This window comes from Actinoallomurus sp. NBC_01490 (genome assembly GCF_036227085.1).
Taxonomy (GTDB): domain Bacteria; phylum Actinomycetota; class Actinomycetes; order Streptosporangiales; family Streptosporangiaceae; genus Actinoallomurus; species Actinoallomurus oryzae.
Map to the genome: position 1 here is coordinate 8,818,114 of NZ_CP109433.1, position 12,682 is coordinate 8,830,795.

Genomic DNA, 12,682 nt, shown 5'->3' on the forward strand with positions numbered 1-12,682 from the left:
TACCGGCGAACGCGGTCAGCCGGTCTCGTCGGACACGACCTCATGTTGCCGGCCGTACCGGGCCAGAACGCGTTCGCGCAGGCCGGAGTCGTCGCGGGGCACGGGTTCGAGGAAGACCTCATAGACCTCGCGGTACGTCTCGTGCAGCTCGCCGTCGAGCCGCGCGCACGCGCGTTCGACGTCGGCGGCGCCGAGTGAGTCGTCGAAGTCCAGCCGGGCGCAGACGAGGATCTGGTCGGTGCCGACGTTCATCGTCAGCAGGTCGACGAGCTCTTCGACCTCGGGCGCGTCCGTGAGCATCCGGCGCATGCCCTCGAGCACCTCGGGCCGTGCCTGGCGCCCGACGAGGAGTTCCCGGTTCGTACGGCCGAGCAGGAACGCGACCAGCGACAGCATCAGGCCGATGAGCAGCGAGGCGACGCCGTCGCCGACGGCCGAGCCGGTCAGCTGGTGCGTCAGCAGGCCGAGAGCGGCGAAGGCGATGCCGAGCAGCGCCGCCGAGTCCTCGAAGAGCACGGACTTGGCGGTCGGGTCGTCGGTCGCGCGGAGGAACTCCAGGAAGCCCTCGCCGCGCTCGCGCGCGTGCTGCCGGGTCTCACGGAACGCCTGCCTCCACGAGACGGACTCGAGCACGGCCGAGATGGCCAGCACGATGTAGCCGACGAGCGGGCTGGCCTCCTCGGCGCCCTTGCCGAGAAGCGCCCCGAAGCCCTGGAGGAAGGCGAACAGCGCCCCCATCCCGAAGATGCACACGGCGACGAGGAGCGACCAGAAGTAGCGCTCGGTGCCGTGGCCGAAGGGATGCCGCGAGTCCGCGGGCCGCTCGCTGCGCCGCAGCGCGGTGAGGAGGAGCAGTTCGTTGACCGAGTCGACGAACGAGTGCCCCGCCTCGGCCGCCATCGACGCCGAGCCGGTCATCAGCGCGGCGACCGTCTTGGCCAGCGCGATGCCCAGATTGGCCGCGAGCGCCAGCAGGACGGTCAGCAGGCCTTGCTGTTTTTTTACCTTCGCCACGCGCCATAGAGTGTCACGCCGCAGTTGAAACGCCCAATACGGCCTCGGCGGCCGTCGCGAGCTGGATCAACCGCTCGACCTCCATCCGGTGGAACGGCGGGGCCGCCACCCGGGCCAGGAGCAACGTCCGCGTGGCGCCGCCGACCGGCACGCAGGCGTACCGGACCCCGTCCTCGCCGGTGAAGGCGCGCCCGGCGGAGACGGGGAGCGGCGGCGGCACCACCGGGTCGGGCGCCTGCCGGCTCGCGTGCACCACCGTGCCGTCCGGGGCGAGCATGACCGCCCAGTCGGCGCCGAAGATCTTGGGCACCGCCTCGACCAGCGCGACGACCCCGTTCGGCGGGTTCGCGGCCATCTGGCCCACGATCTCGACGTCGGAGAAGACCCCCGGTGCCTCGCTCGTACGCCAGACCCCGTCGACCACGACGCCGCGGACCGAGTCCAGCGCGTCGCACAGGACGTCGAGCGAGACGCCGTCCGGCCAGGTGACCGTGACGTCGTCGATGGCACGGCCCGCGGCGCGCTCCAGGACCACGACCTGGACGATGTCGGCGCCGGCGGCGCCCAGCGTACGGGCGACCGTTCCGAGCGACCCGGGACGGTCCGGAAGCTTGATTCGGATGCGCAGGAGCGACAAAACGCTCACCTCCCTGACAGGCAAGATGCCTTACCGACATTTCCGGCATGTTGCCTGCGTGTGTCCATGCAGCTACCGCTACGGCGTGGCGCGTGTTCCCCGGGTGGGCCAGGCGATGTCGTCGACGGCGAGGAAGGGCTCGCCGGCCACGGTCGCGGGGGTCGCCCCGGTGAACGCCACGACGTCGCGGTGCAGGTGGGACTGGTCGGTGTAGCCGGCGTCGGCCGCGACCCGGGCCGCGCCCTCGCCGGCGACCAGGCGGTGGGCGGCGTGGTCGAAGCGGACCAGCTTCACGGCGCGCTTGGGCGGCAGGCCGAGCTGCGACCGGAACCGGGACCACAGCCGCTTACGGCTCCACCCGACCTCGGCCGCGAGTCCGTCGACCCGGGTCAGGCCACGGCTGCCGACGATCCGGCGCCAGGCCCAGGCCACCTCCGGGTCCACCGGCGGCCCCGTCTCATGCCGGCGGGCGAGCAGCGCGTCCAGCAACGCGAAGCGATCCTGCCACGACGAGACCTCGCCCAGTCGCTCGCGGATCCGGGAGACCTCCCGGCCCCACAGGTCATCGAGGGCCACCACGGCGCCGTCGAGGTCGGCGGGGGCGACGCCCAGAACCGCGCGTGCGATCACCGGGGACAGGCGCACCTGCACGCACTCGACGTTCTCACCGCGCGCCCAGACCGCGCCTCCGGACCCGATCCCGGGCCCGGCCACGACACTTCCCCGCTGCTGCCGCCCGGCGGCGTCGTCCACGACGGGCGAACCGGCGCCGAACTCCAGAAGCAGCGTCACGGCGGGGTGCGGGACCATCCGGAGCGCGTCCAGGGTACGGACACGGAACCCGGCCATGGTGATACCGGCGACCCGGCTGGGCCGCCGCGGGGACGCGACGCCCCACACAGCCGCATCGTGCACGAACGTCCGCACCGTCCCATGCTAACGAGCCGGCGGAGGGGGAACATTCGTACAATCCTCCGGCGCGTGCCGGCGGCGACAGTGGGCGCATGACTGTTTCCGACGGCGGACCGCAGCGGGGCGGCGCCACCGAGAGTTCGACCCTGCCGATGGACGACGGCGACATCCACGTGTGCCAGGACGGCCCCCGCGACGCCCCCGCGCTCCTGCTCATCCACGGGTCCGCGTCCTCGACCCGATCGTGGGATCCGATGGTGCCGCTGCTGACCGGATCTCACCGCGTCATCCGGATCGACCTCCTCGGGCACGGCCGGTCGGCCAAACCCGCCGAGCGCGGCTACGCACTCCCGGACCAGGCCGACCGGGTGGGCGCGGCCCTGGACCGGCTCGGCGTCGAGCACGCCGTGGTCGTCGGCCACTCCAGCGGCGGCGCGGTCGCCACCGCCCTCGCCGAACAGCGTCCTGACCTGGTGACCGCGCTCGCGTTGATCAACACCGGTCCCCGCCTGGACGCCTTCATCGCACCGGGGTCCGCCGCGGCCGGACCGTCGCAGTGGCCGCCGGCCGACGAACAGCTCCGGCGGTTCGCGAGCACCGCCTTCAGCCGGGCGGGCTACCGGATCCCACCCGAGCTCCTGGACGACGTGCGCGCCATGACATACCACACGTTCACCGCGACGATGCAGGCCACCCGCCACTACCTGGAGCAGCGTGCGCTCCCGGATCGGCTGGCGGTCCTGGGCAAGTCGCTACTGGTGATCTTCGGGGAGGACGACCGCAGATGGCGCTCCTCGTCCGCCTCCGACTACCGCGCCGTTCCGGGGGCGAAGGTCGAGCTGCTGCCCGGTCTCGGGCACTCGCCCCTGCTCGAGGATCCGCCGCGGACCGCCGCTCCCCTGCTGGCCTTCGCCGCGACCCACGCCGTACGGGCGGACTGAATGACGAGGAGGGGAGCCATGCGGATTCTCGTCTCCGGCGCCAGCGTCGCCGGTCCGGTGCTGGCCTACTGGCTCACGAGACACGGCTTCGAGGTCACCGTCGTGGAACGGGCCCCCGTGCTGCGCAAGACGGGCGGGCACGCGGTCGACCTGTTCCGGCCCGCGATGAACATCTCGGAGAAGATGGGCGTGCTCCCGCGCGTCGAGGAGCGGGCCACCGGCACCAGCCGGATGACCGTTCACCAGGAGGGCGCACGGCGTCCCGTCCGGGTGAACCTGTCCAAGATCTTCAGTGCCGCCTCCGACCGGCACGTCGAGATCATGCGCGACGACCTGAGCGAGATCTATCACGACGCCACGCGCGACGACGTCGAGTACGTCTTCGGCGACTCGATCAGCGCCATCTCACCCGACGGCGAGGTGCGGTTCGAGAACGCCGCGCCGCGCCGCTTCGACCTCGTCGTCGGCGCGGACGGGCTGCACTCCAACGTGCGCCGCCTCGTCTTCGGCGAGGAGTCGCGCTTCAGCGCCTTCGTCGGGGCCTACCTCGGGGTGCTGACCCTGCCGAACGTCTTCGAGCTCGACGGCGAGCTCCTCATCCACGTCGGCGTCGGACGCACCGCCGGCATGTACGGCGCGCGGCACCTCGGCGACGCACGGGTGTTGTTCCTGTTCCGGAGCGAGCGCGAGTTCGACTACCACCACCACGACGTGCCCCGGCAGAAGGAGCTGCTGCGCGGTGCGTTCGACGGCATGCACCCCGACGTGGACCGCTGGCTGGACGAGCTGGACCGCACCCCGGCGTTCTACTTCGACTCGATCACCCAGCTCCACATGGACACCTGGTCGCGGGGCCGGGTGACGCTCGTCGGCGACGCGGGCTACTGCCCCGGCCCGGCGGTCGGCGGCAGCACCAGCCTGGCCGTCGTCGGCGCCTACGTCCTCGCCGGGGAGCTGGCGCGGGCGGGCGGTGACCACGAGCGCGCCTTCCCCGCCTACGAGCGCGCGATGGCGGAGCACGTACGCGGCAGCCACGCGGCCGCGCTGAGCGCGGCGAAGACCCTGATCCCCACCTCACGCCTCGGCGTACGGGGACTGGCCCAGGGCGCCCGCCTGATCTCCGCCCTGCCCGCGGGGGCCGGCCGCGCCCTCCTCCGCCTCACCACCGGGAGCGCGCGCCTCTACAACTCCATCACCGTCGACGACTACCCGCCGTCACCCGCCGCATCACGGGTCGGGCTCGGGGCGGAGTAGGCCCGCCGACGACAGGGGATGCGAACCGTGATCATTCGATCAGCCTGGCCAGGACACCGCCGAGGCGCCTACGGTCGGCCGGCGCCAGGCCGCGGATCATCGGCGTGAGCAGGTCGGCGACCTTCTCGGTGATGACGCCGGCGAGGCGCCGTCCGTCCGGGGTGAGGGCGACCCGGACGGCTCGCCCGTCCTTCTCGCTGGCGTCGCGGCGCACGAGCCCACGCCGGACGGCGCGGTCGACCGGCCCGCTCACCGCGGACCGCTCCAGCCCCAGGTGCGCCGCGCGCTCGACCATCATCGGCTCGCGGTCCCGCAGGATCGCCAGGACCCGCAGCTGCGTCAGCGACAGGTCGTGCTCCACCCGATGGGCGCGATGGCCGAGCGGACGGTCGTCGACCTGCGCCGCAGCGTCACCCCGCCCGAGGGAGGCGACCCGGTGCTCATCGCCGCGGCCATGAACCCCGCCATGTCGTCGTGGGTCGCCCTTCGCCGGCGTCGAGGCCGCCTGGCGGGACACCGGCGGCGGCCGGCGCACCGTGATCACTCCCTGACCGGTGTCAGCCGGCGGTCCAGGCGAGCAGGTCGTCCAGGCTCATCGTGTTGACGACGCGCTCCGGGGGCACGCCGCACCGGGCGGCGCGCTCGCATCCGAACGGCTGCCAGTCGAGCTGTCCCGGCGCGTGGGCGTCGGAGTCGATGGAGAACCGGCAGCCCGCCTCCAGCGCGGGCCGCAGCAGGCGTTTGGGCGGATCCAGCCGGTCGGGCCGGGAGTTGATCTCCACCGCGACGTCGTGCCGTACGCAGGCGGCGAAGACCTGTTCGGCGTCGAACTCCGACTCGGGGCGCTTGCCACCGCGCCGGCCGCCGGCCGCCACGATGCGGCCGGTGCAGTGGCCGAGGACGTTGACGCGTGGGTTCTCGATGGCGCGCAGCATGCGCGGGGTCATCTCGGCCGACGGCATGCGCAGCTTGGAGTGCACGCTGGCGACGACGACGTCGAGCTCGGCCAGCAGCTCGGGGTCCTGGTCGAGCGAGCCGTCGTCGAGGATGTCGACCTCGATGCCGGTCAGGATGCGGAACGGCGCGAGCTCCTTGTTCAGCGCCGCGACCACGTCGAGCTGCGAGCGGAGCCGCTCCGGCGACAGGCCGTTCGCGACCTTCAGCCGCGGCGAGTGGTCGGTGAGGGCGACGTAGTCGTGGCCGATGCCGATCGCGGCGGCCGCCATCTCCTCGATCGGCGAGCCGCCGTCGGACCAGTCCGAGTGCGTGTGCAGGTCGCCGCGCAGCGCCGCGCGCAGCGCCTCGGTGGCCTCGTCGAGCGGCCGCCCCTCGGTCGCCTCGAGCCTCCGCAGGTACACGGGCGTCTCTCCGTCGAGCGCCTCCTTGATCACCAAGGCGGTGACCTTGCCGACGCCGGACAGGTCCTCCAGCGTGCCGGCCCGTGCGCGGGCGGCCAGCTCGTCGGCCGGGGTCCGCTCGACGGTCGCGGCCGCCCGGCGGAAGGCGCGCACCCGGTAGGTCGCCTCGCCGGCGCGCTCCAGCAGGAACGCGATGCGTTTGAGTGCCTCGAGCGGATCCATGACCTCCTTTCTACCCGTGCCCTGTGACACCCCCTACCGGAGTAGTACCCGAGGGATCACCCGGACGGCCGACGTCTCCGGGGCACGCGGCACCTAGGCTCTGCGCATGACCGATGAGCCGAGCGCCCCGGCGCCGCGGCGTGGGCGCATCCGCTCCCGCCTGCGAATGGGCCCCGTCGACATCGTCGTGGCGCTGGACTTCCTCATCGCCCTGCTGTTCTTCGCCATCGACAACGCCGTTCCGCGCTCGCCGAACCCCTCCCCCGGTCACCCCTCCGGCGTCCTGCTGATCCTCACGTCTTTCATCACCGCCGCGCCGCTCACGCTCCGCGACCGGCGGCCGCTCGCCGCGTGGCTGTGCTCGGCCGGCGCGATCCTGACCGCCCGCGCCCTGCTCCTCGCGCAGGGCCTCTCCCTGCCGTACCTCCCGGGCGCCGTCGTGATCTACCTGCTGTGCCTGTACGCGGTGGGGGTCCGCGGCGGCAACCGGGTCACGGCCGGCGCCGCCGTGGTCACCGTCGTCGGCGCGGCGGTGGTCGACGCGTCCACCGCGGCGGTCGCGGTCGTCATGCTGGTGCCCCTCGTCGTCGGCCATCTCGTACGGATCCGGCGCACCACCCGCGAGGCGCTCGCCGAGCAGGAGGCGCGGCACGCGGCCGAGACGGCCGTGCTGGAGGAGCGCCAGCGGATCGCGCGTGAGCTGCACGACGTCGTCGCCCACCACATGTCGGTCATCGCGATCCAGGCCGAGGCCGCGCCGTACAAGGTCACCGATCCTCCGCCCGAGCTGGCCGAGAGCTTCGCCGAGATCCGCGCCAGCGCCCTGGCGGGGCTGACCGAGCTGCGCCGGGTGCTCGGCGTGCTCCGCACCGGCCACACGCCGGACACCGCGCCGCAACCCGGCCTCGACCGCCTCGAGGAGGTCGTCGCCTCCGCCCGGAGCGGCGGGCTGACCGTCGAGGTCCGCTCGACCGGCGAGCCGCCACCGCTGCCCCAGGGCGTGGCACTGTCGGCGCACCGCATCCTGCAGGAGGCCCTCAGCAACGCCATGAAGCACGCGCCCGACGCGTCGGTGACCGTGGACATCGCCTACCGCGCCGGCAGCCTGCGGCTGCGGGTCGTCAACGGTCCCGGCACCGCGCCCCGGCCGGTCGCCGAGAGCGGCGGCGGCCACGGTCTCGTCGGCATGCGCGAGCGTGCGAGCATGCTCGGGGGGAGCCTGGCCGCCGGTCCCGAGCCCGGCGGCGGGTTCGCCGTCACCGCCGTCCTTCCGTACGAAAAGGCCCCAGCGTGATTCGTGTGCTCATCGCCGACGACCAGGGCATGGTCCGGTCCGGTTTCTCCATCCTGCTGAACGCCCAGCCCGACATCCAGGTCATCGGCGAGGCGGTCGACGGGAGGGAGGCCGTGACGCGCGCGGCCGAGCTCCGTCCCGACGTGGTGCTGATGGACGTCCGCATGCCCGTGATGGACGGCCTGGCCGCCACCCGGGTCGTCACCGCGGGCGAGGACGCGCCGAAGGTGCTGGTCCTGACCACCTTCGACCTGGACGACTACGTGTACGAGGCGCTGCGCGCGGGCGCCAGCGGATTCCTGCTGAAGGACGCCTCGGCGAGTGAGCTGGCCGACGCCGTACGCGTCGTCGCGGCGGGCGACGCGCTGCTCGCCCCGGCGGTGACCCGCCGGCTCATCGCCGAGTTCGCCCGCATGGGCGCGCCGCGGGGACCCGACGGCCGGCGCGCCGAAGGGCTCACCGAACGCGAGAGCGAGGTGCTCGGCCTGGTGGCGCGCGGCATGTCCAACGCCGAGATCGCCGCCGAGCTCGTCGTGGCCGAGCAGACCGTGAAGACGCACGTCGGGCGCATCCTGATGAAGCTGGACCTGCGCGACCGCACCCAGGCCGTGGTCTACGCGTACGAGACCGGCCTCGTACGCCCGGGCGGGTAGCACGAACTCGGGTCACTCGTACTCCCACGACCTACCTGAGAGGTACGCGCGGATGCGCTCCCGGGAGGGACGCGCGCCACGGCCGCCCGTCCGTAACTTCCTGTCCCGCCGTCCGGCCGACCCGGCCGGACGGCGTGGACCGGAGGGAGACCGGAATGAAGGCCGGACGGGTGACCCTGCTCGCGCTCACGGGCGCCGCGCTCGCGCTCAGCACCGCCGCGGCGGGCGACGCCTCGTCCCGGCCGCTGCCCCTGCGGCCCCTGCCCGCCCTGACCGGCCGGGCACTGGCCGCCCGGTACGCGGCCGAGCGTGCGGCGATCGAGAGCGCCGCCCGCGGCACCGAGGACCCGCGCACGTCACAGCGCCTGCGCGCCCTCGCCGCGCCCGGCCGTACGTTCCTCGACTTCGACCCGCGCGGCCGGGCGGTCGAGGTGATCGGCGACCTGGCGACCGCGCGGCGTGTCGCCGTGCTCGTGCCCGGCGCGGACACGACTCCGGCCACCTTCGACTCCCGGGGGACCGCGTCGCCCGGCGGGGGCGCCCGAGCCCTGTACGCCGAGGCCGAACGCCTGTCCCCGGGCGCGCGGCCGGCCGTCATCGCCTGGCTCGGGTACCCGGCCCCGGCCACCATCAGCCCCGCCGTGCTCACCACCGGCCACGCCGACCAGGGCGCCCGGGCGCTCCGGCCGCTGGTCTCATGGCTGAACGCCCGCGGCGCCGGCGTCGCGCTGCTGTGTCACAGCTACGGCACGGTGGTCTGCGGGCGCGCCGCGAAGGGCCTCGACGCGACCGACATCGCCGTGTTCGGCAGCCCGGGGATGACCGTCTCCTCCGCGGCCGGGCTGCACACGCGTGCGCGGCTGTGGGCGGGACGCGCCTCGGGCGACTGGATGCGGTACACGCCGAACGTCCGGGTGCTCGGCGTCGGATTCGGCGCGGACCCGGTCGCGGCGGGATTCGGCGCCCGGCGGTTCGCGGCGGGGGACGGCGGGCACAGCGACTACCTCCGGCCCGGCGGCGTCGCGCTGCGCAATCTGGCTCTCATCACCCTCGGCCGCGTCGGCGATGTGACGCGTTGACCAGGACCTTCCCGACACTTCCACAACAAAAGGCGGTTACCGTCACAGGTGACGTATCGCCGCCGGCGGCGACGTGCACGGCCCCCGCCGATGCTCTCATCCGCCGGCCGGGGGTGGGAGGGTGGAGAATGTGAAGAACGACGGCGACATCCGCGAAGAGACGACCGAGCGGCTCGAGCAGGCCATGGGATCGCTCGGCACCGCCGCCACGGCCAGCATGGAAGAACGCCTGCCGTGGTTCCGCGCGATGTCGGCGGAGTACCGCTCGTGGGTCGGCCTGGTGGCCCAGGCGGGAATCGCCGGGTTCGTCGAGTGGTTCAAGCACGAGGAGAAGATCCGGCCGGCCATCGCGGGCGAGGTCTTCGGCACGGCGCCCCGCGAGCTGATGCGCGCCGTACGCCTCCAGCAGACCGTCGAGATCGTGCGCGTCGTCATCGACGTGGTCGAGGCGCAGGTGAACAAGCTCGCGGCGCCGGGCGGCGAGACCCAGCTGCGCGAGGCGATCCTCCGCTACACCCGCGAGGTCGCCTTCGGCGCCGCGCAGGTCTACGCGCGGGCGGCCGAGACGCGCGGCGCGTGGGACGCGCGGCTCGAGGCGCTCATCGTCGACGCCCTGCTGCGCGGCGAGGTCGACGAGTCGCTGCACTCCTGGGCGGCCGCGCTCGGCTGGGCCTCGACCTCGGTGGCCGTCATGGCCGGGCACACGCCCGACGACGAGCCCGAGGCCATCATCGACGACATCCGCATCGCGTCGCGCCGCGCGCGCGTCGACGTGCTCGCCGGGGTCCAGGGCAGCCGCCTCATCATCATCGTCGGCGGCGTGGAGGACGATCCGCTCGCCGCGGCCAAGCCGTTCACCTCCAAGTTCGGCGCGGGCCCGGTCGTCGTCGGCCCGCGGGTGGAGGACCTGTACGCCGCCACCGGATCGGCGCGCGCCGCGCTCGCCGGGCTGCAGGCCGTGGCCGGCTGGCCGGACGCGCCCCGGCCGGTGCTCGCCAGCGCGCTGCTGGCCGAGCGCGCCCTCGACGGCGACGATGACGCGCGGGCGTTTCTTGTGGAGGAGGTCTACGAACCGCTGCGCGACGCCGGCGCCCCGCTGCTGGACACGCTGACGACCTATCTGGAGCAGGGCTCGTCGCTGGAGGCCACCGCGCGGCTCCTGTTCGTCCACCCCAACACCGTCCGCTACCGGCTCAGACGCGTCACGGAGCTGACCGGATACGTGCCCGCCGACGGCCGCGCCGCCTTCACGCTGCGCATCGCGCTCGTGCTCGGCCGCTTCATGTCGCGTCCGGCCAACTTGTAGGACCCTCACAAGGCGGGCCGCCCCAACTTCGTACCTCACCGCATGAACACGGCGCATCCCCACGAGGCACTGTGGGATGCGTGCTCGCCATCACCGCGCCCGGGCAGGGCGCCCAGACACCCGGATTCCTCGAGGCCTGGCTCGAGCTCCCGGGGGTGACCGAACGCCTCACCTGGTGGTCGGCCGTCACCGGGCTCGACCTGATCCGCTACGGGACGACCGCCGACGCCGACGAGATCCGCGACACCGCCGTCGCGCAGCCGCTGCTCGTCAGCGCCGCTCTCATCGCGTACGAGGTGCTCGACGTCAGGCCCGGCCTCGTGGCGGGGCACAGTGTGGGTGAGCTGGCCGCGGCCGCGATGGCCGGCGTCATCTCCCCCGAGGCGGCGCTCGTTCTCGCGCGTGAGCGCGGCCGGGCCATGGCCGAGGCGGCGACCGTCACCGAGACCGGCATGACCGCGGTGCTCGGCGGCGACCCGGGCGAGGTGCAGACGGTCCTGAAAGAACACGGCCTCACGCCGGCGAACATGAACGGCGCCGGGCAGGTCGTCGCCGCCGGCACGATGGAGCAGCTCGCCGCGCTGAAGGACCGGCCGCCGTCCGGGGCACGGTTGCGCAGTCTCCAGGTGGCGGGCGCGTTCCACACCGAGCACATGCGGCCCGCGGTCGACACGCTCCAGCGCATCACGCCGGGCATGCCCGTGGCGGACCCGGGTATACAGGTGCTGTCCAACCGCGACGGCGCCGTCGTGGGGCGTGGAGAAGACTTCGTCGCCCGTCTCGCCGAGCAGGTCAGCAACCCGGTGCGCTGGGACTCCTGCATGGAGACGATGACGGACCTCGGCGTCACGGCCATCATCGAGCTTCCGCCGGCCGGCACTCTCGCCGGTATCGCTCGCCGTGCGCTGCCGGGGGTCGAGGTGGTCGCGCTCAAGACGCCGGACAAACTCGACCAGGCTCGCATCCTGGCCGAGGCCAGCCCCAGTGACGACACATTGGAGAACGCGTGACGTCCTTCCAGCTCCGTACCGGCGCCCCCGGGGCGCGCATCCTCGCGTTCGGCCACTACCAGCCGTCCAACGTCGTCACCAACGACGACATCGCCAAGACCGTCGACACCAACGACGAGTGGATCCAGAGCCGGGTCGGCATCAAGCAGCGGCGCATCGCCGGTCCCGACGAGTCGGTGGTCGACATGGGCGTGCAGGCCGGCGGCAAGGCCCTCGCCAACAGCGGTCTGTCCCCGGCCGACATCGACCTGGTCATCGTCGCCACCTGCACCCAGGAGGCGCAGATCCCCAACGCGTCGGCGCAGGTCGCCAGCCGTCTGGGCATCGTCGCGCCGGGCGCGTACGACGTCAACGCCGCCTGCGCGGGCTTCTGCTACGCCCTGTCCAACGCCTCCGACGCGATCCGCGCCGGTTCGGCGCGCAACGTGCTCGTGGTCGGCGCGGAGAAGCTCTCCCAGTGGGTGGACTGGACGGACCGTTCCACCTGCATCATCTTCGCCGACGGCTCGGGCGCGGCGGTCGTCGGGCCGTCCGAGGAGACGTCGGTCGGGCCGGTCGTGTGGGGCAGCGCCGGCGACATGGCCGAGCGGATCTACATCAAGGACCGGAACAGCTTCCTCTACCAGGAGGGGCAGAGCGTGTTCCGGTGGACCACCACGTATCTTCACAAGGTCGCCAGGGAAGCGTGCGACCGCGCCGGCGTCGACCCGTCGGAGCTGGCGGCGTTCGTCCCCCACCAGGCCAACCTGCGCATCGTCGAGGCGATCGCGCGCAAGCTCAAGGCGGACAACGCGGTCGTCGCCGACGACATCGTGGAGGCCGGCAACACCTCGGCCGCCTCGATCCCGCTCGCTCTCTCCCGACTCATCGAGCGCGGCGACGTGCCCTCCGGCGGTCCCGCCCTGCTGATGGGCTTCGGCGCCGGGATGACGTACGCGGCCCAGGTCGTCGACATCCCGTAACCCCCGTTCCTCACCCACCTTCAGTACAACCGATTCAGAG

At 73.2% G+C, this 12,682-nt stretch carries 13 protein-coding genes; 8 read left to right on the plus strand and 5 right to left on the minus strand.

Features of this window, described 5'->3' with window-relative positions:
- Positions 1 to 15 precede the first annotated feature (15 nt).
- From OG417_RS40655 to OG417_RS40665, 3 genes are all read right to left on the minus strand, one after another.
- Entirely contained in the window at positions 16 to 1,014 is a 999-nt protein-coding gene (locus OG417_RS40655; RefSeq protein WP_329240580.1) for a cation diffusion facilitator family transporter, read from the minus strand.
- A 13-nt stretch (positions 1,015 to 1,027) separates the two neighbouring features.
- Positions 1,028 to 1,660 carry an amino acid-binding protein gene (locus tag OG417_RS40660; RefSeq protein ID WP_329240584.1) on the minus strand — a complete coding sequence of 211 codons (633 nt, stop codon included), beginning with the start codon at positions 1,658 to 1,660 and terminating at the stop codon, positions 1,028 to 1,030.
- A gap of 69 nt (positions 1,661 to 1,729) precedes the next feature.
- Positions 1,730 to 2,578, minus strand: a complete 849-nt coding sequence (locus OG417_RS40665; RefSeq protein ID WP_329240587.1) for an AraC family transcriptional regulator — start codon at positions 2,576 to 2,578, stop codon at positions 1,730 to 1,732.
- Positions 2,579 to 2,655: 77 nt separating this feature from the next.
- Here OG417_RS40665 and OG417_RS40670 point away from each other — a divergent pair, with 77 nt between their 5' ends.
- Both OG417_RS40670 and OG417_RS40675 read left to right on the plus strand, forming a co-directional pair.
- Positions 2,656 to 3,504 carry an alpha/beta fold hydrolase gene (locus tag OG417_RS40670; RefSeq protein ID WP_329240590.1) on the plus strand — a complete coding sequence of 283 codons (849 nt, stop codon included), beginning with the start codon at positions 2,656 to 2,658 and terminating at the stop codon, positions 3,502 to 3,504.
- Positions 3,505 to 3,522: 18 nt separating this feature from the next.
- Complete coding sequence (locus OG417_RS40675) at positions 3,523 to 4,758, plus strand: FAD-dependent monooxygenase (RefSeq protein WP_329240593.1); 1,236 nt, start codon at positions 3,523 to 3,525, stop codon at positions 4,756 to 4,758.
- A 31-nt stretch (positions 4,759 to 4,789) separates the two neighbouring features.
- Here the strand turns inward: OG417_RS40675 and OG417_RS40680 are convergent, their stop codons facing one another.
- Together OG417_RS40680 and OG417_RS40685 are read right to left on the minus strand one after the other, a co-directional pair.
- Positions 4,790 to 5,293 (minus strand): MarR family winged helix-turn-helix transcriptional regulator, encoded by a 504-nt coding sequence (locus tag OG417_RS40680; protein WP_329240597.1) that lies wholly within the window; start codon positions 5,291 to 5,293, stop codon positions 4,790 to 4,792.
- A 22-nt stretch (positions 5,294 to 5,315) separates the two neighbouring features.
- Entirely contained in the window at positions 5,316 to 6,338 is a 1,023-nt protein-coding gene (locus OG417_RS40685; protein WP_329240599.1) for a PHP domain-containing protein, read from the minus strand.
- 106 nt (positions 6,339 to 6,444) lie between these two features.
- Between OG417_RS40685 and OG417_RS40690 the strand changes: the two genes are divergently transcribed.
- The 6 genes from OG417_RS40690 to OG417_RS40715 all read left to right on the plus strand — a co-directional run bounded on the left by OG417_RS40690 (position 6,445) and on the right by OG417_RS40715 (position 12,642).
- Positions 6,445 to 7,632: a sensor histidine kinase gene (locus OG417_RS40690; RefSeq protein ID WP_329240603.1), complete on the plus strand. Its 1,188-nt coding sequence runs from the start codon at positions 6,445 to 6,447 to the stop codon at positions 7,630 to 7,632.
- Positions 7,629 to 8,285 (plus strand): response regulator transcription factor, encoded by a 657-nt coding sequence (locus OG417_RS40695; RefSeq protein ID WP_329240606.1) that lies wholly within the window; start codon positions 7,629 to 7,631, stop codon positions 8,283 to 8,285. Before OG417_RS40690 ends, OG417_RS40695 begins: the two co-directional genes overlap by 4 nt.
- A gap of 155 nt (positions 8,286 to 8,440) precedes the next feature.
- Positions 8,441 to 9,364, plus strand: a complete 924-nt coding sequence (locus OG417_RS40700; RefSeq protein WP_329240608.1) for an alpha/beta hydrolase — start codon at positions 8,441 to 8,443, stop codon at positions 9,362 to 9,364.
- A gap of 184 nt (positions 9,365 to 9,548) precedes the next feature.
- Complete coding sequence (locus tag OG417_RS40705) at positions 9,549 to 10,670, plus strand: PucR family transcriptional regulator (protein WP_329262964.1); 1,122 nt, start codon at positions 9,549 to 9,551, stop codon at positions 10,668 to 10,670.
- A gap of 80 nt (positions 10,671 to 10,750) precedes the next feature.
- Entirely contained in the window at positions 10,751 to 11,680 is a 930-nt protein-coding gene (locus tag OG417_RS40710; protein WP_329240612.1) for an ACP S-malonyltransferase, read from the plus strand.
- Entirely contained in the window at positions 11,677 to 12,642 is a 966-nt protein-coding gene (locus OG417_RS40715) for a beta-ketoacyl-ACP synthase III (RefSeq protein ID WP_329240615.1), read from the plus strand. Before OG417_RS40710 ends, OG417_RS40715 begins: the two co-directional genes overlap by 4 nt.
- Positions 12,643 to 12,682: the final 40 nt, after the last annotated feature.

Excerpts from the sequence above, each read along its gene's own strand:
- OG417_RS40685 (WP_329240599.1), bottom strand. The coding sequence starts at position 6,338 with ATGGATCCGCTCGAGGCACTCAAACGCATCGCGTTCCTGCTGGAGCGC.
- OG417_RS40700 (WP_329240608.1), top strand. The coding sequence starts at position 8,441 with ATGAAGGCCGGACGGGTGACCCTGCTCGCGCTCACGGGCGCCGCGCTC.
- OG417_RS40705 (WP_329262964.1), top strand. The coding sequence starts at position 9,549 with ATGGGATCGCTCGGCACCGCCGCCACGGCCAGCATGGAAGAACGCCTG.
- OG417_RS40690 (WP_329240603.1), top strand. The coding sequence starts at position 6,445 with ATGACCGATGAGCCGAGCGCCCCGGCGCCGCGGCGTGGGCGCATCCGC.
- OG417_RS40675 (WP_329240593.1), top strand. The coding sequence starts at position 3,523 with ATGCGGATTCTCGTCTCCGGCGCCAGCGTCGCCGGTCCGGTGCTGGCC.
- OG417_RS40670 (WP_329240590.1), top strand. The coding sequence starts at position 2,656 with ATGACTGTTTCCGACGGCGGACCGCAGCGGGGCGGCGCCACCGAGAGT.